The organism is Vreelandella nanhaiensis, assembly GCF_003990185.1.
Taxonomy (GTDB): Bacteria; Pseudomonadota; Gammaproteobacteria; order Pseudomonadales; family Halomonadaceae; genus Vreelandella; species Vreelandella nanhaiensis.
Genome location: NZ_RZHF01000005.1, coordinates 328,156 through 352,777, shown reverse-complemented (window position 1 = coordinate 352,777; position 24,622 = coordinate 328,156). Strand labels below are relative to the sequence as shown.

Below are 24,622 nucleotides of genomic sequence, written 5' to 3'. Positions count from 1 at the left end.
TTTATGACAAGAGCGTAGGGCTAGGGCTACATCAGTGTGTCGGTAATGCCAATCACATAGAAAGCAATCAGCGCGATGATCCCGGTAAACAGCAGGTAGTAGATGGTAGGGATGATCGTCTTGCGGATAGTGGCCCCTTCGCGACCCAACAGGCCAACGGTCGCCGATGCTGCCACCACGTTATGTATCGCAATCATGTTACCCGCTGCTGCCCCGACGGCCTGAAGCGCCACCATCATGGCCGTGGACAGTCCTAGTGTTTGGGCCACATTAAACTGGAACTCTGCCAGCATCAGGTTGGAGACCGTATTGGAACCTGCAATAAAGGCTCCCATGGCGCCCACAGCTGGTGCAAAGAAGGGATAGATATCGCCAACGCTATTGGCAACGGCCTGAGCCATCATCACCGGCATCGAGACCAAATCCGCCCCATTAACACCAGAGTTGATCAGAATGCGCACCATGGGGACCGTGAACACCAGCACGAAGCCTGCCCCAAAAATCGTTTTGGTGGATTCTGATACCGCCGCGCTGATCTTCTGCGGGTTCATGCGGTGCAGGAAGTAGGTAATGATAACGACGGCAATGATAATGCCGCCGGGCAGGTACAGCGGCTGGACACCACCGCTAACGCCTGCCTCACCCAGAATATTGTTCCAGTTCAGGTTAATTGAGGTGAGCGCTACGCGCAGTGGCTCAATAGTACGTGAAGCAACCAGGAACAGGGCCAGCAACACGTAGGGAATCCAGCCTTTCAAGGTCGACATGGGCGCCTTGCCGGCTACATCGTCCAGCTTGATTTGCAGGTTGCCGATCCACTCATCGGGCCAGGCGGTCGACTCCGGGAAATCCCAAGTGTCTTTGGGTAGCAAGAAGCCTTTACGCGCGGCAGGAACGACAATCGCCAGACCGACCATGGCACCGATCATGGAGGGAAATTCTGGGCCGAGCAGCACGCCTACCAACATGTAGGGCACCACGAAGCATACGCCGGTAAAGAGGGCGAAGGGCGTGATCGAAAGGCCCTCTTTCCAGGAGCGGTTAGCCCCGAAAAAGCGCACCATCATGATCACGAGTATCAAGGGCATCAGGATACCCACGATGCCGTGAGTAATAGCGACTTCGCTGGTGATCAGTCGGAAAAATTCGTTCCAGGTCGAGCCATTGGCTTCAAGTTGAGCCGTAATACCGGCGCGATCCAAGCCGCTACCTACCCCTACCACGATGGGCGTGCCCACGGCGCCAAACGAAACCGGCGTTGATTGAATCATCATGCCCACTACCACGGCGGCCAGGGCAGGGAAGCCAAGGGCCACCATGAGCGGTGCAGCAACCGCAGCAGGGGTGCCAAAGCCAGAGGCGCCTTCAATAAAGCAACCAAACAGCCAGGCAACAATCAGTGCCTGTACCCGACGGTCGGGGCTAATACCCGAAAAGCCGTTGCGAATGGCGGTAATACCACCTGAATGTTTAAGCGTATTGAGCAGTAATATCGCACCGAAAATGATCCACAAAAGCCCCGCTGTTTGGATGAGGCCCTGAATCGTTGAAGCTGCGATGCGGGTAAACGACATGTCCCAAGCGGTCAGACCAATAATGGCTGCCGTTAAAAAGACAATTGGCATGGCTACTTTGGCAGGTATTTTAAACCCAACGAGCAAAATACCTGCCAGCAGCAACGGCAAGAAAGCCAGAAGAGCTAGTATTGTTTCGTTCATAGGTGAAGGCCGCCCCGGTTATTTATTTGGTGTACTCTGCATCCGCCTAGCGTTTCAAGTGCTAAACGTAACAGTGTGCAAGATACGGTTCGGCTCAAAAAATAACACTATTGGAAAATTGGTCTTACCAGGAAAAAGCCTTGCTAAGGCGCTTTTTTCAAACAAAAAATATGTGTATAACGCTTTGTATTTATTGTTCTTTTATGACGCTTATTGAATGGCGGAACGACAATCCGCCATTAGACTAAAAGACAGTGCAGGAAGACCTTTCTTGCCTGATCAGTGATTTAAGCTCAATGTCTAACAATCAACCTGGTTTAACCCATCTTGCATTAACCATAAGGATAAAAGGATGACCCGAACGCTTTATGACTTATGTGGCCGCGATGAACGTTTGCGTTTCTCGCCGTACTGCTGGCGCGTTCGTATGGCACTTGCCCATAAGGGGCTGGCTTACGATACAGTGGCTTGGCGGTTTGAAGATAAGCAGGCGCTTGCATTCGCCGATTACGACAAGGTGCCGGTACTGTGTGATAACGAGCAGGTGATCACCGACAGTTTCGACATCATGTGCTACCTGGATAAAACCTACCCAGAGGCACCGTTGTTGGGAGAAGGCGCAAGCTATCAGCGTGTACTGTTTTTTAAATACTTTGTAGAACGCAGCGTAACCCCTGCACTTTTTCGCCTGGTAGCCATGGATCTGCTAGCTGCCATTCACCCAGACGACCGGGATTATTTTCGTAAAACCCGCGAGGCGCGTTTTGGTACCCGCCTGGAAACGTTACATAACCCGGAGCAGGCCAGACAACAGTTGGCAACGCTGCTGGCACCTGTGCGTGATCTACTGCGCAGCAGCCCCTTTCTGGATGGGAATGCACCCAGTGGCGCGGATTACCTGCTGTTTGGCAGCTTGATGTGGGCTTATACCGTATCGCTTGAAACGTTAGGTGAAGAAAACACCCTTGTCGATGAGTGGTTCAAGCGTATGTTGAGTGTACATGACGGGATTGCAGGCAGAGCATTCACTATTCGTGATTTATCATAAAAGGGAGATAACCAGCTGATTAACATCGCCATATTTCGAGAGAATCTGATGTGTAGCGTAACGATTTAAAAAAATCATGTTGCGATGCACAAAATGCGCTGCTAGCTTGGGGGGGCAACGGCAAACGCCGGTGCATCAGCATCGCCTCCACTACCTAAGTAGGCGGCGCTTGCTAGCCAACTCAAGGAGATGTCGTGATGATGAAATCTACAGAGAACAGCACTCAACAATTTGAGTCTGCTTTTGTATCACCGATGCGTTCTTATACGCTGACAGCACTTGATTACTATCAAAAGCTAATGGGCGCCCAACTTGACGCTGCCCGCGCTTACTCTGATATGACAGTGTCACAAGCGCGCACTTGGCTTGATGTGAAAGATGCCGACAGCTTCAAAAAAGCCATGGAAAGCCAGCAACGTGTCGCTAGTGACTTTATGGAGCGCCTGAAAGGCGACTCTGAAAAGGTAACTTCTATCGGTCAGGGCTTTATGCAGGAAAGCCAGAAAATGACGGAAGAAAACACTCAGAAAGCAGCCGATAGTACGCAAAAAGCCGCTGACAACATTCAGCAGAAAGCCTCTGACAATATTCAAAAGTCAGCAGATGCCGCGAAGCGTTAAACCCCTTTTAAGTCGCTAACCCCTGGCGATGAAAAGCGCTGCGCCTTTTGGGCGCGGCGCTTTTTTATGTGTTTTAAAAGTGTTTTGGGTAACTTACTTGCCCATGGCCCGCGCTGTTAAACGAAAGCGTGCAATACGGATGATTTGCTCAATGGCCGTTTCGCGCTCTGTCACCACTTTATTATTCAGGCGCTTTTCAAACGCAGCCACAATGGCATGTCGATCAAGCCCTTTAACGGCGATCACAAAGGGAAAGCCAAACTTCTTCTTGTAGGCATCATTTAACGCTTCAAAGTGGGCAAATTCCTCGGGCGAGCATTGGTCAAGCCCGGCGCCTGCCTGTTCGCGCGTGGAATCTTGGGTGAGTTTACCGGCCATGGCGGTTTTACCAGCCAAGTCGGGGTGGGCCTGAATAACGGCTATCTGTTGCTCACTTGGCGCTTGTTGAAGAATATGGCCCATTTTTATGGCCAGTACTTCCGGGGCATCATGCGCTTCATTTAAACCTTGCTGCCAAGCGGTTTCGGCTACCCACGGCGAATGCTCATAAATATCCCCGTAGTGAGCTACAAACTCATCCTGGGAAAGCTGACTAGGGCGTGGGTCAAGAAGCAGTCGCGCGGTATCCGAAGACATGATGATCCCTTAACTAATAGGTTATAGGCTATTCATGTATACAATATTAAATGCATAAAGGTAATCTAGATCCATCCACTTTAAATCATTCATTAGCAGCAAGGAGCCGCTATGGGACGTTTAACGACTCACGTATTGGATACCGCGAAAGGTCAGCCAGCCCAAGGGATTACCATTGATATATTCCACGTAGTCGCTGGTCATCGTGAGCACGTGGGGGAAGCGGTGACTAACGCAGAAGGCCGCTGTGACGCACCGCTTCTAGAAGGAGAGACGTTTACGCCCGGTGAGTATGAACTGGTGTTTCATGCAGGCGATTACCTGCGGGTGCAGGGTGTGGAGGCTGAAGAGCCGCGTTTTTTGGATGTGATTCCTCTGCGTTTTGGTGTTGCCGATGCCGATCAGCATTATCATGTGCCGCTTCTTTTATCCCCGTATGGTTATTCTACCTACCGTGGAAGCTAAGTATTAGCCAACAGGAGTGCCAGATGAGTGAGGTGCAGATGGCTGCAAAACGGCGCGCCCCTGCAAAAGAGGGCGAGGAACGCCATGAGACAATTTATCGAGCGGTAAGCGATGCGATTGTCGAACAGCGCTTAAAGCCCGGCGCCCGGCTGCGTGAAGACGCCTTGGCAGATGTTTTTAATATCAGCCGCACGGGGATACGCAAAATTCTCCAGCGTCTGGCGCTTGAGCAGCTGGTAACCTTGACGCCTCGGCGGGGGGCGAGCGTCACCCGACCAACGGCGGAAGAAGCCAAGGACGTGTTTGATGCCCGACAGCTGATCGAATGCGGCCTGATGCCGGATGTCGCCCGGCGAATAGGCGCGAAAGAAGCCGCCGAGCTGCGCGAGATGGCCCGCCAGGAGCGCCAGGCGCTACGCAGTGGCCAGCAGAGCATCGCCATTCGCCTCTCGGCAGATTTTCACGTGCGCCTAGCCCAGCTTTCTGGCAATGCCACGCTTGCCGAATTTGTCGAAAGGCTTTGCTCACGCTCCTCACTTATTTTGGCGGTCTATGGTCATCGGGGACATTTAGGCTGCGAATCCCATGACCACGATGACTTGATTGGCTATCTGGAAGCCGGAAACGGTGAGCGTGCCAAATCCTTTATGAGCCGCCACCTAAAAGCGATAGAAGCCTCGCTTTCCATGGTCGAAGAAGAGGATAACGTACCGGACTTGCAGGATATTTTCGGGGATAGCGGCGCTCTAGTTAAACCAAACACCCGGTATTAGGCCGGGCGTTTGGTTTAATGGATGATGCGGGAGTACGTTCAAATCGCCTTTTGACGCATCAACCCATAGTAAATTAGCCCACCCAAGCCTGCTCCAATTAACCAGCCGTAGCCACCTAGGCTCGATAGCGCAGGCACTAGTACAGTGGAAAGCGAGAACAGTGCCGCTATGCCAAAGGCGATTAGCGCACGCGTGTTCCAGCCGTTGGTGTAGTAGTAGAGGCTGCCCGGTTTCGAGGAAAACAGCGCCTGAATATCCAACTGCTGACGCTTGATCAGGTAGTAATCCACCACGATGATGCCGTAAAACGGGGCGACGATGGCGCCTAGCGCATTTACAAAGCCGGGGATGCCGATCTGGCTGATGAACGATATCCAAAAGGCGCCGACAAAGAAGGCAATGACAGCGGTGATCAGACCTCCCATCTTGAAGCTGATCTTGCTGGGGAATAGATTGGCCAGATCATAGGCGGGCGGAATAAAGTTGGCGACCAGGTTGATACCGACGGTGGCGGCAAAGAAAGTCAGCGCGGCCACAATGGTCAGCGGCAGAGAATCCACGCGCTCGACGATATCCGCCGGGTTGGTGAGCGCCTCGCCAAACAGCACCAGCGTACCCGCGGTAATCATCAGCGCAATAAAGGAAAAGAACGCCACGTTAAGTGGCAGGCCCAGCAGGTTACCCAATTTCATCTGGCGTTCGGTTTTGACAAAGCGGGTAAAGTCGCCAAAGTTGATTACTACTGCGGCAAAGTAAGCCACCATGGTGCCTACAATTGCCAGAAACGCTCCAATGGCGGTGCCGTTGCGCTCGCCAGCACCGCTAAAAATTGAGCTAACGGCCGGTAAAAGCTCATCGCCCGCCTGAACCCAGACGATTACCATCAGTACTAGCATGACGGCGTAAACCAACGGGCCTGCCCAGTTCAGAAAGTGCTTGATGCGCTCGATGCCCTGCCAAAAAATCGCAATCTGAAATAGCCAGACGATCACGAAAGACACCCAGGCCACACCCGAAAGCCCCAGGTAGGTAGTGCCGTTACCCCCGCCGATCAGAGCAGTGATTAAAAGCGTGACGGCGGTGGAGGCGAAATAGGTCTGCACCCCATACCAGAAGATGCCTACGATCGCGCGGAGCAGGGCGGGGAAGTTGGCACCGCGAACGCCCAGGCTTGCGCGCACCATCACGGGAAAAGGAATGCCGTATTTCACGCTGGGCTTGCCGGTTAAATTGACCAGGAACATCACGATCACACCGGCCAGAATAATTGCGGCCATTACTGCCCAGCCGTTAAGGCCGTAGGAAAGAAACAGCGAGGCCGCCAAGGTATAGCCAAACAAGCTCTGGATATCGTTGGACCAGACATTGAAGATTTCAAAAGCGCCCCAGCTACGACCCTGAGGTTTTACCGGCGCCAGATCATCGTTATACAACGTCGGGTCGATATGCCCTATATCCAGGCTGCTTACAGTTTCACGCTCTTTCATTACGAACTCGCATTTTTATGTTGTGGGTCGTAGAGGATCGAGGTTGGTAAAATTCTTATTGGGCAAAGCGCTGGCAGGGCGCCCAGTGCTTCATCAGCAAGTAGTAGGTGATGCCGGCCGGAATCAGGCTGGCATACCAGGAAACCGATGAGAAGGTGAGTGCGGCGGCAATGCCCACGGCAGTGGCGATCAGGGCGGCCATATTGACGCCCTGGTAGGGGCCGTTCGCGTCATACAGCTTGCCTATGTCTAACGTGCGGCGGCGAACGATATAGTAGTCGACTGCCAGAATAGCAAAGATAGGGCCAAGAAATGCCGAGTAGGTTTGCACGAAAAACTGTAAGCCGGCAGCCGATTCAGGCTGAACCAGCTTCCAGGGGAAGGTAGCAAAGGCGAGCAGGCCCACGATGACAGTGGCGACCGGAAACTTGATTTTGAATACGTCCATCAACACATAAGTGGGCGGTACCACGTTATTGAGCACGTTGGTGGTCACCTGGGCGAAAGCAATGAACAGCAGGGTGATCATCAAAAGTGGTGTGTTATCCACCGCGTTGGCAAATACCTGAATAGGGTCGGCAGTGCCTGTTGCCTCCGACACCATATAGCCGATCAGGCCCATGAACAGCGTGCAGGGCAGAATCGACATCGCATAAATAGTGGTGAGAAGCCCTTGACCTGTGCCCTTTTTATGTTCGCGGGAGTAGTCGCTGACGTTGAGCATCATGGTGCTGTAAATGCCCAGAAACAGCATGGTCGCGCTCCAGAACGGCATGCCCCAGGAGCCTTCCATAGTCAGCAGACTGGCGGATAGCTCATCGCCATAACGCTGCACCGTGGCGTAGAACATATACATCAGTGAGCCCAGAATAAAGGCACTGCCAATGTTTTCCAGCCATTTGATGCCCTGAAAGCCCATGACGGACAGGCCAATCTGCAGGAACTGGAAGGTAATAAAGTAGAACACCAGATTATCAAAGCCGAACAGGGTGGCCGATACCATGTTGAGCGCCCCGGCGCCGATCCAGCTTTGAAAGCCGTACCACACCACCGCGGGTACTGCCCGAACCAGACCGGGTATTCGAGTGCCGGTAAACCCAAAAGCACTGCGCGCTTGTACCATGAACGGAATACCGTATTTGTAGCCAGCGGCGCCGTTAATCGCCAGAGCGACACCAATCACGAAGCAGCCAATCGCGATAGCCAGCGTGGCCTGTAGAAGGTTGAGTGTACCCACAACGCTTGAGCCCATGGCAAAGGTGCCAATCGACACACAGCCGCCAAACCAGGCTAAAAAGTAGGAGCCTCGGCCCATGATGCGGGTGTGTTGCGGTGCCAGGCTTTCGGCCCCCAGTGCTTTGGTCCCTACAGCGCCATTCGCTGTAGATGAGTCTTCTGACGCAAGAGCAGCGGTTGAAATGCTCATGATGTCGTCCTCGCAAGATTATGAGTATTGTTGGTATCCCAGGCGTTGGCCTGAAAGACGCTTGCGGCATGGCGTGCTACTGGACGTTCTGGTTCTAATGCTCGTTCGATGAAATATGTAGAACGTTTAGGATCTTCTGATCACATGGCTATTTGAGCGGTAACCGAAGGTCCGAAAGGGCGGCAAACTTACCCGTGAACCTTTTAGGGCGCGGATAGGCAAGATCGCCATGTTTACTGGTATGCAGCCCCAGGCTGACCAGCGACTCGGCCAACTTCAAGGCGGCACTGACGCCCTCGACCACCGGAATGCCCACTTCTTGGCTAATTTCCTGGGTAAGGTTGGCCATGCCGCCACACCCCAGGACAATGGCACCAATATCATCTTCATCCCTGGCACGGCAGCACTCTTCTACAATGCGTTTAAAGGCAGCGTCGGGATGATGTTCAAGATCCAGTACCGGGATTTCAGCAGCACGGATGCGCCGGCAGTGATGACGAAAGCCGTACTGTTCCAGTAGATGCTCGGCGATGATCCCAGTGCGGCTTAGGGTGGTTACAATAGAAAAGCGCGTGCTGATCAGCGTTGCCATATGAAAAGCCGCTTCAGCGATACCGATAACCGGGGCGCGGGTCAGCTCACGGGCGGCCAGCAGTCCTGGGTCGCCAAAACAGGCCACAATGTAGGCATCAATGTTGCCTTTATGTTCGCCCTTTAATACCTCTTCAGCTACCCCGACAGCGCTGATCACTTCATCGTAATGGCTCTCGATGGAAACAGGGCCTGCCTCAGGCTGGGATGCGCTTACCCGAGTGCCCGTTGAGGTGTAGAGTTCAGCGGCTTGATGAATAGCATGGGTCATCGATGCCGTCGTATTCGGATTAATAATATGTATATGCACGATAAAGCATCCGCAGGTAAACAATATAAAATATCTTGTATACGAAAATAGGCTGGTTTATCACCAAGGGCAAGGTCTTTAAGCTCATTAAAAAGCCTAATAAGCTTGACCGATCGTTCAATATTGCGCTCTTGGATGGTTATAAAAACAGTTTTTCAGAATTTTCTGTATACGGGCGTATTGCGGTGAAGAATTAATGTGGCTATTTTGTATACAAATAATGATGGCATTCTTGGGCTTCCACGCTTAACGATTACCGGTAAGGATCTGCTTCATGACGTTGACGAATCGTTCCTCCTATCCCCGCGATTTAATCGGTTATGGGCGTACACCGCCTCATGCCAACTGGCCCGGCAAGGCCAGGATTGCCGTCCAGTTTGTGCTCAACTATGAAGAGGGCGGGGAGAATAGCGTTCTACATGGAGATAGCGCTTCCGAGCAGTTCCTGTCTGAAATCATTGGTGCTGCCGCCTATCCGGACCGCCATTTGAGTATGGAATCCATCTATGAATACGGCTCGCGGGCGGGAGTATGGCGAATCCTGCGTGAGTTCGAGCGGCGCGGGCTGCCGTTAACCGTCTTTGGTGTTGCCATGGCCCTGGAAAGAAACCCTGAGGTCGCCCAAGCGTTCAAAGAGTTAGGGCATGAAATTGCCTGCCACGGCTATCGTTGGATCCATTATCAGGAAGTGCCCGAGCACATCGAGCGTGAACACTTGCAAAAAGCCGTGGAGATTTTCCAGCAGCTTTATGGTGAAAAGCCGGACGGCTGGTATACCGGGCGCGATAGCCCCAATACGCGGCGGCTACTTCTGGATGAGGGCGGCTTTTTATATGACAGCGACTATTACGGCGATGACCTGCCGTTCTGGACCCAGGTAACCGACAGCCAGGGCAGCGAGCACCCGCATCTTATTGTGCCCTATACGCTGGACAGCAACGATATGCGCTTTGCCGCGCCGCAGGGCTTCAATACCGCAGACCACTTCTTTACCTATCTGCGCGACGCCTTTGACGTGCTGTATGCTGAAGGTGAGGATGCGCCCAAAATGCTCTCAGTAGGCATGCATTGCCGCCTTCTGGGTCGCCCTGGGCGCTTTAGGGCTTTGCAGCGCTTTCTGGATCATATCGAAGCGCACGACCGGGTGTGGGTCACACGCCGGGTCGATATCGCCCGTCACTGGGCCAAGCATCACCCGGCTCCCGTTTGATATTCATGACGTCCCCTGTCTTTCAAAATTCAAGAAGAGGGGACGTCAACATGACATGCACGTTAGCCTACCCACTGCACGGCCTGGGCAAACATTAGAAAACCTAGTGCAATCAATACCCAAACGCAGAACAGGGGGAAAAAGAACTTGACCCATTTCTGCCACGAAACGCCAGCCAGCGCCAGGGTCGCCATAAAGTATCCCGAGGTGGGGTAAAGAATATTGCCCATGCCGTCGCCCAGCTGAAATGCCAGAACGGCGGTTTGGCGGGTAACGCCGATAATATCGGACAACGGCGCCATAATCGGCATGGTAACGAGCGCTTGGCCACTGCCAGAAGGAATGACAAAGTTAAACAGCAGTTGGGCAAAGTACATGCCAATGGCTGAAAGGATGGTGGGCAATTCACCCACCAGGTTACCCAGGCCATAAACCAGCGTATCCATGATCTGGCCCTGCTCAAGAATCACGGCAACGCCTCGGGCAACGCCTGCAATCATGGCGCCTACCAGTACATCGCGAAAGCCTTTATTAAAGCCTTCACAGATGTCATCCGTAGTGAGGCCTGCAATCAGCCCGACGACGACGCCCATAATGATAAACAGGCCGGCCATTTCGAGCATGAACCAGCCCTGGCGCAGCACGCCGTAAACCAGCACGGCGAAGAAAATGAACGTTGCCGCCGCGGCAAATTTTTGTCGCGTATTGGCCATCAGCGCTGACTCGCTCACGCTATGCTGATAGCTTGAGCGCTTGTCGGCTTCGGCTTCATCGTTTTGCATAAGGCTCAGGGCCGGGTTCTGATGCACTTTATGGGCGTAGCGCATCACGAAAAAAATTGCCGCGCCCAGAATGGCAATAAAGGCAAGCGCGCGTAACCCTAGCCCCGAATACAAAGGCAAACCTGATAACTGCTGGGCAAGCCCGGTATTGATCGGATTCAAAAGGCCGGTTGCAAACCCGGCGGTGGTGGCGCACAGCGCCACTGCCGCGGCGGTAACAGAGTCAAAGCGCAGCGCAATCATCAACGGCAGAATGACCGGCACATAGACAAGCGCAAGCTCCTGAGTTCCGATCACAGTGGCAATCAATGCAAACACCGTCATCAGCACAGGAACCATCAGAAGGCTCTGGTTGGCAAAGCGGCGCGTCAGTTTATCAACGCCAATTTCAATGATGCCGGTACGGCGCAGCACCATGAACATGCCGCCGATCATAAAGGTGAAGAACACCACTTCGCCTGCGCTGATAAGCCCGTTGGGAATGGCCAGCATGAAGTCGGTAAAGCCAGCGGGGGTAGCATCTACAAATTGAAAGGAAGTGGGATCGATGGTTATTCGCCCTGCCGGGCCGGGTACTCGCTCAAACTGGCCCGCCGGTACAAAGTGTGTCGCGATGGCGGCAATGGCAATAAAGATAAATAAAACGACGTAGATATCGGGAACTCTACACCATCCACGTTTGATGTTTTTTGAAGATGGCGATGTAGAGTGCTGAGTCCTGTGTGACATGAAATGCCTCGCATTGGTGGGCGTTATCGTTATGTAAGCGTTTTGGCGGCCTAGCCTGAATGCAGTTTCGAGGGCGGTGTTGAATAGTGTAATCCCCTGCCTTTTAGGGATATTCACTAGACGAATACAGAGCGCGCTATGTTGATTAGTCTTAATGCCCGTTTATTTTTAGGGTGGTTGTTCATTACTGTGTCCAGCTGGCACTAAAGGAGCTTTTCTTGGGTAAGCAGTCCTCCTCTTCGATACCGCATATTGGCCAGCGAATTGCCACGCAATTTGTTGAACTGAGTACCCAGGAGCAGCGTGTAGCCACCTTTATCCTGGATCATTTTGATGACCTGGCGACCTTTAGTGCGGCTGATCTGGCCCGTTTGACCGGAGTGTCCAAATCCACTGTCAGCCGTCTGTTTAAAAAACTGGGCTTTGAAAGCTTTCAAGTGGTCAAGCAGCATGCCAGGCAATTGCGTAGCATGGGCGTGCCCTTGGTAACAGGCAGCGAGCGGCCTGATGAAGAGCGCTTTAAACGTCACCTGGTGCGAGAGCACGATAATTTGCGGCAGACGTTTGCCAACGTTGACCCGGCGAGTTTTGAAGCAGTGATCAACGCGCTTGATCACGCAAACCGTATCGTGCTGATCGGATTTCGTAACAGTTACCCTCTCGCCGTGCATTTTCGACAGCAACTGGTGCAGGCGCGTGACAATGTCAGCCTGGCACCTCAGCCCAATCAAAGCCTGGCTGAGGAATTGGTCTCGCTGGGTAAAAATGATGTGGTAGTGGTGTTCGGTTTTCGACGGCGGCCCGCTTTTTTTAATACGCTGCTGAAAACGCTTACCGCGAAAGAGTGCCGCGTATTGCTGTTTGGCGACGCAACCGTAAAAAGCTATACGTGCCACGTAGACTGGTGGCTTGAATGCCCTCTGGACAGCGTTTCGGCCTTCGACAGTTATGCCAGCGCCATGAGTTTGATCAGCCTGCTCTCGAACAGCCTGCTGCATCAGCGGCTTGCTGAGGGAAGAGCGCGTATCCACGCCATCAGCGAGCTTTATCAGGAACTTGACGAGCTTGAGCTTAGCTAGCGTTAAATAATACGACTCGTGCCATGTAGCTGTTCTTCTTAAAGCAATATCGGGTGCCATTTCTCGTCTATTTTGTTAGATTTCTGAAACGAAGGTTTCTATAGACGTTACTATTGGGATTAGTGTTTCACAAGCGCATTGTTCTCAAGACTGCCTAATAACCGCGCAAAGCACGCGGCGATATAAACCAAAAGCGGCGTGAAAACTTCGAGCAATGTTAAGGGTTTTAATAACTACCAATTATCTGATTTACTTAATTAAAAATGCCGTGATCATGCGTGAATGGTGACAGCAAGCAATAATGACGAGGAAAACAATGCCAACAAACAATCTACCCAATTACTACGCGCCCACTGGTGGGCATCCGCCGCAGACTCAACTAACCGCTGACCGGGCGGTATTTACCGAAGCGTATGCGCTGATTCCCAAAGGCGTGATGCGCGATATCGTGACGAGCAACCTGCCGTTTTGGGAAGGCACCCGCCTTTGGGTATTAGCTCGTCCGCTGTCGGGCTTTGCCGAGACCTTTTCTCAGTACATCATGGAAGTCGCCCCGCAAGGCGGTAGCGATAAACCTGAGCTAGACCCTAAAGCCGAGGGCGTACTGTTTGTCGTAGAGGGCGAGTTAGCGCTTACCTTGGCGGGTGAGTGCCACACTCTGCAACCAGGGGGATATGCGTTTATTCCGCCTGGCAGTGATTGGCAGGTGCGCAACGAATCTGATGCTCCGGTGCGCTTTCACTGGGTGCGCAAGGCCTATGAGTTTGTCGAGGGGCTGGATGTGCCTGAGGCGTTTGTCACCAACGAGCAGGACATTGCACCGATTGAAATGCCGGGTACCGAAGGCCGCTGGGCGACCACTCGGTTTGTCGACCCTGCCGATGTGCGCCACGATATGCACGTTAATATTGTTACGTTCCAACCGGGCGGCGTGATTCCGTTTGATGAAACTCATGTAATGGAACACGGCCTGTACGTACTGGAAGGCAAGGCGGTGTATCACCTCAATCAGCAGTGGGTAGAGGTCGAGGCGGGCGATTTCATGTGGCTGCGCGCCTTCTGCCCCCAGGCATGCTATGCCGGCGGTCCGGGACCATTCCGTTATTTACTTTATAAAGACGTTAACCGGCACGCGGCCCTTAAACTTTGATACTGGCGATTACGCTGTTACTACAACAACGCTTATAGGTCAGGAGCTGAGAATGCTTGAGTTGACTGCCAAGCCGCTAACGCCGGACGCCTTTGCGTCTTTCGGCGAGGTGCTGGATGCGCGAACATCCCCATCGTTTTCTATCAATGCCGGGCGTACCCAGCGCCATCACGACCTCGCCAAGGTAGAAACCCTCGGCGAGAACGGCCATACGCTGATTAATATCTTTGTCAGCCAGCCTGTTTCACTGCCGCTGAAACTCACGTTCCTGGAGCGTCACCCTCTGGGCAGCCAAGCGTTCATGCCGCTGAATCAGGAGCGCTTTATTGTGGTGGTCGCGCCGCCCGGTGAGGCAATCAACCCCCAAGACGTGCGCGCTTTTGTAACCGACGGCCGCCAGGGCGTGAACTATCGCGCCGGTACCTGGCATGCCATTCAGTCAGTGCTTGCGCGTGAAGGTGAATTCATAGTGGTAGATCGCGGCGGTGAGGGCAACAACTGCGAGGAGTATCCGCTGGACATCACGGTGACGTTGAGCGAATAACTTGTGCGCACGCTTACGGTTATCATCTTGGTCGTCTTATACTGCTAAGCTAATGGCACACCTCATGGTTGCTTGGAAAACTGTTTAGGAAAATTATGAACGCACAGACGCATATCCCGCTTCGCCGTACCAAGATTGTCGCCACCCTAGGCCCCGCCAGTGACCGTGAGGGCGTTTTGGAGGCGATGCTGAAAGCGGGGGTAGATGTCGTACGTTTGAACTTCTCCCATGGCACGCCGGAAGACCACCGACGTCGCCTGATGGAAGTGCGTGAAATAGCCGCCAAGCTGGGGCGTAGCGTAGCCGCCCTGGGCGACCTTCAAGGCCCCAAAATCCGCATTGCCCGGTTTAAAGATGGCGCGGTTATTCTGAAAGAAGGCCAGCCATTTGTGCTGGATATGGAGCTGGACCGCGATGCGGGTGATGTTAATCAAGTGGGCTGTGATTACAAAACGCTTGCCCAGGATGTGGGCGCTGGCGACCGCTTGTTGCTGGATGATGGCCGCGTCGTGCTGGATGTAACCCGCGTGGAAGGTCAGCAGGTGCATACCCAAGTGGTAGTGGGAGGCAAACTCTCCAACCACAAGGGCATCAACAAGCAGGGCGGCGGCTTGTCGGCTCCCGCGCTCACTGAAAAAGATAAGGAAGATTTAAAAACCGCCGTCGAGATTGGCGTTGATTATCTGGCGATCTCCTTCCCGCGACATGCCGACGATATGCTTGAAGCGCGCCGTCTGCTGGGTGAGGAAGGCAAGGAAATTGGCCTGGTGGCCAAGGTAGAGCGCGCCGAGGCCGTTGCCGATGAAGCCACGCTGGACGGTATTATCGAGGCCTCTGAAGCGGTGATGGTGGCCCGTGGTGACCTGGGTGTCGAGATTGGCGATGCCAAACTGGTGGGCGTGCAAAAGCGCATGATCAAACGTGCCCGCTCGCTCAACCGCGCGGTAATCACCGCAACACAAATGATGGAAAGCATGATTTCGGCGCCGCTGCCTACCCGCGCCGAAGTATTTGATGTCGCCAATGCCGTTCTGGATAGCAGTGACGCCGTCATGCTTTCAGCAGAAACCGCCGCTGGCGATTACCCTGTGGAAACCGTGGAGGCCATGGCGCGTATCTGCTTGGGCGCCGAGCGTGAAAAGGTGGCACAGGAATCCGGCCACCGGATTCATGAAGGCTTTACTCGTCCGGATGAAACCATCGCGCTTTCCGCGATGTACGCCGCCAACCATATGACCGGTGTGGCTGCGATTGCCTGCATGACCGCATCCGGCTACACGCCACTGATTGCCTCGCGCATTCGCTCGGGCTTGCCTATCGTCGGGCTTGCTCATAACCCCATCGCCCAGCGGCGCATGGCGCTCTATCGTGGTGTGGTATCGCTTCCCTTTGATACCTCTGAAATGAGTGCGACAGAGCTTAACGACCGGGCATTGGAACTACTGGTGCAGCACCGCCTTGCCGGGCCGGGCGATCACGTTATTCTTACGCGGGGTGATCACATGAATGCCCATGGTGGCACCAATACAATGAAAGTCATGACCATCGCCGAATAGCAGGCCGATTAAAGGAAGCGTCTTATGAACCCGACTCGTCGTCTCGTGCTGAAAGCGGCACTAGGTTTGCCGCTGGCGGGACTCCTTCCCGGCACGCTCTGGCGGGCGCTCGCCTGGGCAGATAACACTGATGAGCGTAGTGATGCCGAGGGCGGCGAACTACTGGCGCTGGCTATCCATAGTGATAGCGGCCCGCACCGCCTGGAAGTTGAAGTAGCCCAAACTGCAGCGCAGCGTCAGCAGGGGTTGATGGGGCGCGAATCGTTGCCTGAAAACCGCGGCATGCTGTTTCGCTTTGAGCAGGAGCAGCCTGCGGGAAACGCCTTTTGGATGTACCGGACATTAATCGCGCTGGATATCGCGTTTATCGATCAAGAAGGGCGCATTGTAGCCATTAATACCATGCCGCCCTGTGAGTCCAGCACGCCCACCGAGTGCCCCGCCTACCCGGCAGGGGCTGCCTATTGGGCGGCCCTTGAAGTGAATGGCGGCTACTTCGCTGAACGCGGTATCAAGGTGGGCGATTGTGTCTCAATTCCAGACCAGGCAGGCTTCTGCCGGGCCATTGATCAATAGGAAAACCTAAAGCGCTGGGCGGCGCTTGCGAAAACGGATCAGGATCAAGCCGATACCTGCCACCACTAGACCGCCGCCCATCAGCTTATGGATACCCAGACTGTCGTCCATCAACAGCGCGCCTAGGCCAACGGCCAGCACGGGTACCAGAAGCGTCATTGGAACTACCCGGTTAACCGGATGACGACGCAGCAGGGCATACCATATGCCGTAGGCAACAATCGATGACATTACGGCGGTGTAAAAAACCGCCCCCCAACCCGCCCAACCCGCCTCCTTGATCGCCTGCCATTGCCCGTTTTCAAACAGCCAGGAGCCAATGGCTACTTGAGGCACCGCCAGTAGCGCAACCCAGCCAGCTAGCGCCAGCGGCGCAATCGCCGGGCCGCGTTTGATCAATAGCTGTGACACTGCCCAGCCAAACGCACTCAGCAGCAAGATGCAAAGCGGAAGCGGTGAAGGCAGCGTAGGACCGCCTGCCAGCACGATGACGCCTGCAAATGAAAGCAGCAGGCCGATCAAGCGCTTGGGTCCCAGCTTCTCCTTGAGAAATATTACCGCTAAGAGCGTGGCGAAGGGCGTTCCCATCTGTACCAGCAGTGCTCCGGTGCCTGCTTCTGATTGCTCCAAACCGATAAACAGTAGCGCGAAATGCAGTGTGCCAAAGGTTAGTGAAAGCAATAATAAAAACGGCAGCTGAGCGCGAGTGACTCGATAGAAAGGTACAAGGATGGACGACACCAGTATAAAACGAAGGGTTGTCATAAGCAGCGGCGGTAATTCTGCAACACCGACTTTAATAACAATAACATTTAATGCCCAGATGGTAATTACCAGCAGGCCAAGCAGTAGATCACGTAACGGCATGGCGTTATCCGGTCAATATGGAAAGGTCTTTCATAGCATATCAGCAAAGGCATCTTCCCTTCGCCTTCTAAGTGCCTACAATAGGGCTGGGCATCGCGCCCGGCAGCACGCAGAGGCTGCTTATACCCCCATAAAAATCGATAAAAAAGGAACCACAATGACGCTGACACGCCATATGGCTTATGTAACCAAGGGCCTTACCGGAGCGGCGCTGCTGACGCTTGCTTTTTCTGCTCAGGCGCGCGAGCTTTCTGTCTCGACTGTTTTGTCCGATGCCTTCCCTTGGGGGCAGGCGGCAGAAAAGTGGGCCGAGCTGGTCGAAGAACGCAGCGGCGGTGAATTAACCCTGCGCGTTTACCCCAATTCCCAACTGGTCTCTGGCGACCAGACCCGCGAGTTTTCCGCTATGCGCTCAGGGCTGATTGACGCCGCTGTCGGCTCAACCATCAATTGGTCGCCCCAGGTGCCGGAACTTAACCTGTTCTCGCTGCCCTTCTTTATTCCTGACGAAACCGCAGTTGACGCCGTTACAGGCGGTGAGGCAGGTGAGATGGTCTTTGAGGCGATTGAATCACGTGGCGTGATTCCGCTTGCCTGGGGAGAAAACGGTTTTCGACAGGTATCCAACTCGCGCGGACCTATCGCCGAGCCCGATGATCTGGACGGTTTGAAGATCCGTGTGGTGGGGTCGCCGCTGTTCCAGGATACCTTTAATGCACTCGGCGCTGATCCTACGCAAATGAGCTGGACCGATGCCCAGCCAGCGCTTACCACTGGCGCCGTAGATGGACAGGAAAATCCACTGTCGGTATTTGATGTGGCGCGTATTGACCAGGTGGGGCAGGAGCACCTGACGCTCTGGAACTACATGAACGACCCGCTGATTTTTGCGGTGAACCAGCAAGTCTGGCAGACGCTAAGCAAAGAGCAGCAAACACTTTTACGCGAAACGGCGCTTGAAGCGGGTGAGTGGGAAACGGCCATGACCCGTGAGCAGGAAAGCGAGCGTCTGGCCGCTATTCAAGAGCGTGGCGTAACGGTGACCGAGCTTACCGATGAGCAGTACCAGGCGTTTGTGGATGCCACCCAGTCAGTTTACGAAAAGTGGGCTCCGCGCATTGGAGAATCGCTGGTTGAGGCTGCCCAGACGGCTATTGACGGACGTTAACCGCTTCTTTTGATGTACTCGCTACCGGCCCATTGCGGCCGGTAGACTTGGTTGTGATGAGGCTTTTATGAAAGGCTTTCCTGACGCGCGCCCTGAGCGCTGGATAGGCGCGATTGCGCTTATTGTGATATCGCTGATTAGCTTGGGGAACGTAGTAACACGCTATATCACCGGTGGCTCTTTTTCGTTTACCGAAGAGTTCTCGGTCTTCTTGCTGGTGGTGTTGACCTTTGCCGGTGCGTCGGTGGCACTGCGTCGCAATCGGCATATACGTATTGGCTTTTTAGAACGGGCGCTACCGCCACGCTTTCGCCAGGCCTTGATCATCTTTCAGGCGTTATGCGGCATCACGGTATTAGGACTTATTACCTGGTACGGGGGCAAGCTTGCTTGGCAGGAGTACCAGTGGGAGTCGCTCTCGCCGGGGCTCGGTCTGCCACAATGGTGGTATTTGGTCTGGCTACCGGTGCTCACCCTTGCCATGCTGTGGCGGCTACTCCAGCAAACCCGCGCGCGGTTAACCGGGGAGCTTTCAGATGACGCCTGATGTATGGATGATTCTCGCCTTTGCCGGGTTACTGATTGCGGGTGTCCCGGTTGCTTTTTCGCTGGCGCTTTCGGGGGCTGTAGGCATCGTGCTTGGGCTATCGCCGGATATGCTGGCAACGCTTGGGACCAATACCTATAACAGTATTGCTAAATATCCCCTGATTGCGATTCCTCTGTTTATTTTAACCGGGCTGATTTTTGAGCGCTCTGGGGTAGCGCTGCGCCTGGTACGCTTTGCTCAGGCGCTAATTGGCCCACGCCACGGGGGGCTGGCACTGGTGGCGGTACTGGTATGCATGATTATGGGCGGCATGAGCGGATCAGGCCCTGCCGATGCTGCCGCCGTTGCCATGGTCATGTTGCCGAGTATGACCAAGGCGGGTTATCCCAAGCCGTTTTCGGCCACACTGATCGCCGCTTCGGCGTCAACCGCCATCCTGATTCCACCTTCGGTAGCGCTGATCCTGTACTCCATTGTAGTGCCGGGTGTTGATCTGCGCGCGCTGTTTGCCGCTGGCCTGTTTCCAGGCATTTTGGCCGGAATGTCGCTGTTAGTACCAGCACTGATTCTTGCCAAACTCAACGGCTGGGAAGGGGGAGCACCTACAGCAGAAACCGAGCGGCTAAGCGTACGCGCCACGTTTAAAGAGGCATTGCCTGCCTTGTTTGCACCTATCTTGATTCTGGGTGGGCTACGCTCGGGGTTATTCACGCCTACCGAAGCGGCGGTAGTGGCCGTTGCTTACGGCACGCTGGTGGGAATTTTTTTAACGCGCGAACTCTCTCTGCGCGATTTATGGGAGCTTTTGGGCGAGGCCGCGATTATCTCGGGCGTGGTAATGCTAATCATTGCCCTGGCTGGCATTTTTGCTTGGGCAGGTACCATGCTGGGTACCTTCCGTCATTTGGCTGAATGGATCATTGGACTGACGGATAACGGGGTTTTACTGCTGGTCCTGGTAATGTTGGCGGTGCTGGTTGCGGGCATGTTGCTGGATGCGATTTCCATCTATCTAATTATGATGCCTATTTTGATTCCAGTGATGCAGCATTTTGAATGGAATCCGGTCTGGTTTGGGATCTTGCTGGCGATGAACATCGCAATCGGTCAGTTTACTCCGCCGGTTGCGGTAAATTTAATGGTCACTACGGAAGTCGCCAAAATTCGTCTTGAGCACACGCTAGGTTGGGCACTGGTATTTGTGTTTGCTATGGGCTGTGCGCTTGCCCTGGTAGCCATATTTCCTGCGATTGCGCTTTGGCTTCCGCGCCTGCTGGGGTACAACGTGTAAGTAGTAAAAAAGTTAAATGAAGCTAATATAAGATAGATCGTCTAGTGCTTTTCTAATAACGGCCCATGCAAAATTTGCATAGCCATTAACGGTGACTAAACGTTACGTGTGTTTAAACTCGTGTTTCAATAGGCTGTGCAAGGTGTACCTGTTGCTGCATCATGGCTTCGCCAAGTGTTTTTTTTGCTAAAGTAGTGATGGCTGGCATGACAGGTTGCCAAGTTATAACAGTTTGTCTTGAAAACGTTTTGGAAGAAGATTCACCCAGGGGAGCAGGTTAATGGGTGGTTCCAAAATGCATAACGCTCACAACATCAAGATAGAGGTGTGTCCATGAAACGCCATGTATTTTCTACTGCTGCCTTTTCAGGCGCGTTAATTGCTGCCGCGACGTTTGCAGCGCCAGCGGTTGCTCAAGAGCGCTATATCACTATCGGAACCGGTGGCCAAACCGGCGTTTATTATGTTGTGGGCCAGTCGGTCTGCCGTATGGTCAACCGCGGTAGCGAAGAGCACAACATTCGCTGTAATGCGCCTTCTACCGGCGGCTCGGTTGCCAACGTTAACGGCATGAAGAGTGGTGAGCTGGATATGGGCGTTGTTCAGTCTGACGTTCAGTACCGCGCTTATAACGGCGAAGCCAACTTTGAAGAGGAAGGCCCGTGGGAAGACATGCGTGCCGTATTCACCATGCACGGCGAGCCTCTCACCGTTGTTGCGCGTGCCGATTCTGGCATCGAGAACATCAGCGACTTCCCGGGCAAGCGCGTCAACATTGGTAACCCGGGCTCTGGCCAGCGCAACACCATGGATGTGGTCATGGACGCGTTCGGTTGGGATGAAAGCACCTTCGCTCTGGCCTCTCAGCTGGATGCCGCCGAGCAGGCTTCTGCGCTTTCGGATAACAACATCGATGCCATGGTATACGTGGTGGGCCACCCTAACGGCTCCATTCAGGAAGCTACCACTACTATCGACGCTCGCCTGGTCTCTGTAACCGGTGATGAGATCGATTCATTAATCGAAGAGTACCCGTACTACACGCGTTCGGTGATTCCGGGCGGCCTGTACCGTGGTAACGATGAAGATGTTGAAACGTTTGGCGTAGCGGCAACGTTCGTGTCTTCCGCTGACGTGGATGAAGATATCGTTTACGAAACCGTTAAGGCTGTTTTTGAAAACTTTGATCGTTTCAAGCGTCTACATCCGGCGTTTGAAAATCTTAATGAAGAAGACATGATCGCTGATGGTTTAACCGCACCGCTGCACGACGGCGCTGCGCGTTACTACCGCGAGCGTGGCTGGATCGAATAAGGTTAGCGTCACGCTATTAGCCAAGGCCGATAGCGATCGTTTTTGAAGTGCAAAGCGCGGGCACCCAGGGTGTCCGCGCTTCTTGTTGAAAGCGCTGGTTGTCAGCGCTGACCATTAGGCAGGACAAGCGTATGCGTGATGACAAACAACCCTCGGCAGCCACTGGGAACGACCTGGATGATATGGTCGCCGCCAGTGACACAGGGGCAAGGAAGCCTCACGGCGTACCCGGTAAGCTGCTGGTAAGTATTGCAGCTGTCTGGTCGCTGTTCCAGCTATGGATTGCATCGCCACTTCCTTATATTGTCGGCTTCGGCGTGTTTAGCGCTACCGAAGCGCGCTCTATTCACCTAGCGTTTGCGCTATTTTTGGCCTTCATGGCCTATCCAGCGTTAAAGCGCTCGCCGCGTGACCGTATCCCGTTACAAGATTGGGCGTTTGCCGCGGTTGCCGCCTTTTGTGGCGCGTATCTATTTATCTTTTACTCCGACCTGGCGCAGCGTCCGGGCCGGCCCATCACCCAGGACATCGTGATCGGGGTTTTGGGCATTATAATGCTGTTGGAAGCCACGCGGCGCGCGCTTGGACCACCGCTGATGGTGGTTGCCGCCATTTTTATTGGCTATTCGCTGTTTGGCCCTTATATGCCGGGTATTCTGGCGCACCGCGGGGTTAGCCTGGGCGGGTTGATCAACCATCAGTGGCTAGGCACCCAGGGCGTTTTTGGTATTGCGCTAGGGGTGTCCACAAGCTTTGTCTTCCTGTTTGTACTGTTTGGTGCGCTGCTTGATAAAGCAGGGGCGGGTAACTATTTCATCAAGGTGGCGTTCTCACTGCTTGGCCACTTGAAAGGTGGACCAGCAAAGGCGGCTGTAGTTGCCTCGGGAATGACCGGCCTGATTTCCGGCTCATCCATTGCCAATACCGTAACCACGGGTACCTTTACCATCCCCATGATGAAGCGGGTGGGTTTTAGCGCTGAAAAGGCTGGCGCGGTGGAAGTCTCATCCTCCGTCAACGGTCAAATCATGCCGCCAGTCATGGGGGCAGCGGCGTTCCTGATGGTCGAGTATGTGGGCATTTCTTATGTCGAAGTCATCAAGCATGCCTTCCTGCCTGCGATCATTTCCTATATTGCGCTGATTTATATTGTTCACCTGGAAGCCTTGAAGGCCAACATGAAAGGGCTGCCTTCAAGCAACCCTGCACGCCCGCTGCTCAATAAGGTGATTGGCTTCCTGACGGGGCTTTTGCTGCTCATGGGGCTGTCGGTGGCAGTCTATTATGGCCTGGGCTGGCTCAAACCCCTGTTGGGTGAAGCAACGCCCTGGGTGATTTCCGTTGGCCTGGCAGCCATTTATGTAGGGCTTTTAAAAGTCGGCTCTTACTACCCTGAACTGGAAATGGATGACCCTAACTCAAAGGTCATCAAGCTTCCCCAAACCCGGCCAACCGTGATGGTGGGCTTGCACTACATCCTGCCGGTTATTGTGCTGGTGTGGTGCTTGATGGTTGAACGCCTTTCACCAGGGCTTTCCGCGTTTTGGGCGACCGTGTTCATGATCTTTATCATGGTCACGCAGCGACCCATTATTGCCATCTTCCGTGGGCGCAGCAAAATGGCTGCCGACGTGAAAGAGGGCTTTCTTGACCTGTGGGACGGCTTGGTAACGGGCGCCCGTAACATGATCGGTATCGGTATTGCGACCGCCACGGCAGGTATCGTGGTAGGTGCAGTCTCCCAAACCGGCGTGGGCCTGGTGCTGGCCGACGTGGTGGAGCTGTTGTCAGGTGGTAACCTGATGATGATTCTTCTACTGACGGCACTGCTTAGCCTTATCCTGGGCATGGGCCTGCCTACCACTGCCAACTACATTGTGGTCTCCGCGCTGATGGCACCGGTGATTGTGCTACTGGGCCAGCAGAACGGTCTGATTGTGCCGCTGATTGCCGTGCACCTGTTCGTTTTCTACTTCGGCATCATGGCCGACGTTACGCCGCCGGTGGGGCTTGCCTCGTTTGCTGCGGCGGCGGTGTCGGGAGGCGACCCGCTTCGCACAGGGTTCCAGGCGTTCTACTACAGTCTGCGCACGGCAGCACTACCGTTTTTGTTTATCTTCAATACGGATTTACTGCTTATTGATGTCACGGTGATGCAAGGTGTGGTGGTATTTATTGTCGCGACGGTTGCCATGTTGATCTTCGCGGCAGGCACCCAAGGCTATATGCTCACGCGTAACCGCTGGTATGAATCGCTGCTGTTGCTGCTGGTTGCCTTTACCCTGTTCCGCCCGGGCTTCTGGATGGACAAGATTCATGACCCTTATGAGTCGGTACCGCCCGCGCAGTTTGCTGATGCGTTAGAGCGGGTAGAAGACGGTAGTAACCTACGCGTACGGATTGCTGGTGAGGATGATTTTGGCGCGCCCATGTCAACTTACATTCTGGTGCCGGTGCCCAGTGGTGAAACCGGTGAGGAGCGTCTGGAAAATCTGGGCATAGAGCTTTATGTCGATGGTGATCAAACATTGGTCGATTTTGTCCAGTTTGGTAGTCCGGCGGCGGAGTTAGGCTTTGATTTCGACCAGGAAATTACTGAAGTTCTTGCGCCCGTCAATCGCTGGACCAAGGAGTGGATGTGGATACCTGCACTGGTACTCTTCGGTTTAGTGGTGCTTATGCAGCGCCGTCGGCGCCGTTTAGAGTCTGATGATATAACGGCTACGGCATAA

At 54.0% G+C, this 24,622-nt stretch carries 23 protein-coding genes; 16 read left to right on the top strand and 7 right to left on the bottom strand.

Annotation, left to right across the window (positions count from 1 at the left end; genetic code table 11):
• Nucleotides 1–26: 26 nt before the first annotated feature.
• Entirely contained in the window at nt 27–1,718 is a 1,692-nt protein-coding gene (locus ELY38_RS05185) for an L-lactate permease (RefSeq protein WP_127060433.1), read from the bottom strand.
• Here ELY38_RS05185 and ELY38_RS19015 point away from each other — a divergent pair.
• From ELY38_RS19015 to ELY38_RS05175, 3 genes are all read left to right on the top strand, one after another.
• The gene (locus ELY38_RS19015; RefSeq protein WP_185858917.1) at nt 1,624–1,935 is read left to right on the top strand and encodes a hypothetical protein; all 312 of its coding nucleotides are present in this window, start codon (nt 1,624–1,626) and stop codon (nt 1,933–1,935) included. The genes ELY38_RS05185 and ELY38_RS19015 overlap by 95 nt on opposite strands.
• Before the next feature lie 135 nt (nt 1,936–2,070).
• The gene (locus tag ELY38_RS05180) at nt 2,071–2,766 is read left to right on the top strand and encodes a glutathione S-transferase N-terminal domain-containing protein (protein WP_127060432.1); all 696 of its coding nucleotides are present in this window, start codon (nt 2,071–2,073) and stop codon (nt 2,764–2,766) included.
• 197 nt (nt 2,767–2,963) lie between these two features.
• Nucleotides 2,964–3,386, top strand: a complete 423-nt coding sequence (locus tag ELY38_RS05175; RefSeq protein ID WP_127060431.1) for a phasin family protein — start codon at nt 2,964–2,966, stop codon at nt 3,384–3,386.
• Between the two features lie 93 nt (nt 3,387–3,479).
• Here ELY38_RS05175 and uraD read toward each other — a convergent pair whose 3' ends face one another.
• Nucleotides 3,480–4,022 (bottom strand): 2-oxo-4-hydroxy-4-carboxy-5-ureidoimidazoline decarboxylase, encoded by a 543-nt coding sequence (gene uraD / locus ELY38_RS05170; RefSeq protein WP_127060430.1) that lies wholly within the window; start codon nt 4,020–4,022, stop codon nt 3,480–3,482.
• Nucleotides 4,023–4,133: 111 nt separating this feature from the next.
• On the opposite strand from uraD, the gene uraH reads away from it, so the two are divergent.
• Together uraH and ELY38_RS05160 are read left to right on the top strand one after the other, a co-directional pair.
• Nucleotides 4,134–4,487 (top strand): hydroxyisourate hydrolase, encoded by a 354-nt coding sequence (gene uraH / locus ELY38_RS05165; RefSeq protein WP_127060429.1) that lies wholly within the window; start codon nt 4,134–4,136, stop codon nt 4,485–4,487.
• Nucleotides 4,488–4,510: 23 nt separating this feature from the next.
• Nucleotides 4,511–5,260, top strand: a complete 750-nt coding sequence (locus ELY38_RS05160; protein ID WP_127060428.1) for a GntR family transcriptional regulator — start codon at nt 4,511–4,513, stop codon at nt 5,258–5,260.
• A gap of 38 nt (nt 5,261–5,298) precedes the next feature.
• Here ELY38_RS05160 and ELY38_RS05155 read toward each other — a convergent pair whose 3' ends face one another.
• From ELY38_RS05155 to ELY38_RS05145, 3 genes are all read right to left on the bottom strand, one after another.
• Nucleotides 5,299–6,747, bottom strand: a complete 1,449-nt coding sequence (locus ELY38_RS05155; RefSeq protein ID WP_127060427.1) for an NCS1 family nucleobase:cation symporter-1 — start codon at nt 6,745–6,747, stop codon at nt 5,299–5,301.
• A gap of 55 nt (nt 6,748–6,802) precedes the next feature.
• Complete coding sequence (locus tag ELY38_RS05150; protein WP_127060426.1) at nt 6,803–8,173, bottom strand: NCS1 family transporter; 1,371 nt, start codon at nt 8,171–8,173, stop codon at nt 6,803–6,805.
• 148 nt (nt 8,174–8,321) lie between these two features.
• Complete coding sequence (locus ELY38_RS05145) at nt 8,322–9,074, bottom strand: aspartate/glutamate racemase family protein (protein ID WP_127060425.1); 753 nt, start codon at nt 9,072–9,074, stop codon at nt 8,322–8,324.
• Nucleotides 9,075–9,348: 274 nt separating this feature from the next.
• Here ELY38_RS05145 and puuE point away from each other — a divergent pair, with 274 nt between their 5' ends.
• The gene (puuE, locus tag ELY38_RS05140; protein WP_127060424.1) at nt 9,349–10,284 is read left to right on the top strand and encodes an allantoinase PuuE; all 936 of its coding nucleotides are present in this window, start codon (nt 9,349–9,351) and stop codon (nt 10,282–10,284) included.
• A gap of 62 nt (nt 10,285–10,346) precedes the next feature.
• On the opposite strand, the gene ELY38_RS05135 is transcribed toward puuE, so the two are convergent.
• On the bottom strand, nt 10,347–11,795 hold the full coding sequence (locus ELY38_RS05135) for a YfcC family protein (RefSeq protein ID WP_127060423.1): 1,449 nt from the start codon (nt 11,793–11,795) through the stop codon (nt 10,347–10,349).
• 218 nt (nt 11,796–12,013) lie between these two features.
• Here ELY38_RS05135 and ELY38_RS05130 point away from each other — a divergent pair, with 218 nt between their 5' ends.
• The 5 genes from ELY38_RS05130 to ELY38_RS05110 all read left to right on the top strand — a co-directional run bounded on the left by ELY38_RS05130 (nt 12,014) and on the right by ELY38_RS05110 (nt 16,700).
• Entirely contained in the window at nt 12,014–12,874 is an 861-nt protein-coding gene (locus ELY38_RS05130) for a MurR/RpiR family transcriptional regulator (RefSeq protein WP_127060422.1), read from the top strand.
• A gap of 316 nt (nt 12,875–13,190) precedes the next feature.
• The gene (locus tag ELY38_RS05125) at nt 13,191–14,024 is read left to right on the top strand and encodes a bifunctional allantoicase/(S)-ureidoglycine aminohydrolase (RefSeq protein WP_127060421.1); all 834 of its coding nucleotides are present in this window, start codon (nt 13,191–13,193) and stop codon (nt 14,022–14,024) included.
• Between the two features lie 52 nt (nt 14,025–14,076).
• A complete protein-coding gene (locus tag ELY38_RS05120) occupies nt 14,077–14,568 on the top strand; it encodes an ureidoglycolate lyase (RefSeq protein WP_127060420.1) in 492 nt (163 codons plus the stop codon).
• A gap of 95 nt (nt 14,569–14,663) precedes the next feature.
• The gene (gene pyk, locus ELY38_RS05115; RefSeq protein ID WP_127060419.1) at nt 14,664–16,124 is read left to right on the top strand and encodes a pyruvate kinase; all 1,461 of its coding nucleotides are present in this window, start codon (nt 14,664–14,666) and stop codon (nt 16,122–16,124) included.
• 24 nt (nt 16,125–16,148) lie between these two features.
• Entirely contained in the window at nt 16,149–16,700 is a 552-nt protein-coding gene (locus ELY38_RS05110; RefSeq protein ID WP_127060418.1) for a DUF192 domain-containing protein, read from the top strand.
• 6 nt (nt 16,701–16,706) lie between these two features.
• Here the strand turns inward: ELY38_RS05110 and ELY38_RS05105 are convergent, their stop codons facing one another.
• Nucleotides 16,707–17,567, bottom strand: coding sequence for a DMT family transporter (locus ELY38_RS05105; RefSeq protein WP_127060417.1), 861 nt, complete (start codon nt 17,565–17,567; stop codon nt 16,707–16,709).
• Nucleotides 17,568–17,724: 157 nt separating this feature from the next.
• Between ELY38_RS05105 and ELY38_RS05100 the strand changes: the two genes are divergently transcribed.
• From ELY38_RS05100 to ELY38_RS05080, 5 genes are all read left to right on the top strand, one after another.
• Nucleotides 17,725–18,735, top strand: coding sequence for a DctP family TRAP transporter solute-binding subunit (locus ELY38_RS05100; protein WP_127060416.1), 1,011 nt, complete (start codon nt 17,725–17,727; stop codon nt 18,733–18,735).
• Nucleotides 18,736–18,802: 67 nt separating this feature from the next.
• Nucleotides 18,803–19,282: a TRAP transporter small permease gene (locus ELY38_RS05095; RefSeq protein WP_126951104.1), complete on the top strand. Its 480-nt coding sequence runs from the start codon at nt 18,803–18,805 to the stop codon at nt 19,280–19,282.
• Nucleotides 19,272–20,576, top strand: a complete 1,305-nt coding sequence (locus ELY38_RS05090; protein ID WP_127060415.1) for a TRAP transporter large permease — start codon at nt 19,272–19,274, stop codon at nt 20,574–20,576. Before ELY38_RS05095 ends, ELY38_RS05090 begins: the two co-directional genes overlap by 11 nt.
• Before the next feature lie 333 nt (nt 20,577–20,909).
• Nucleotides 20,910–21,890: a TAXI family TRAP transporter solute-binding subunit gene (locus tag ELY38_RS05085; RefSeq protein WP_127060414.1), complete on the top strand. Its 981-nt coding sequence runs from the start codon at nt 20,910–20,912 to the stop codon at nt 21,888–21,890.
• Nucleotides 21,891–22,021: 131 nt separating this feature from the next.
• Nucleotides 22,022–24,622 (top strand): TRAP transporter permease, encoded by a 2,601-nt coding sequence (locus tag ELY38_RS05080; protein ID WP_127060413.1) that lies wholly within the window; start codon nt 22,022–22,024, stop codon nt 24,620–24,622.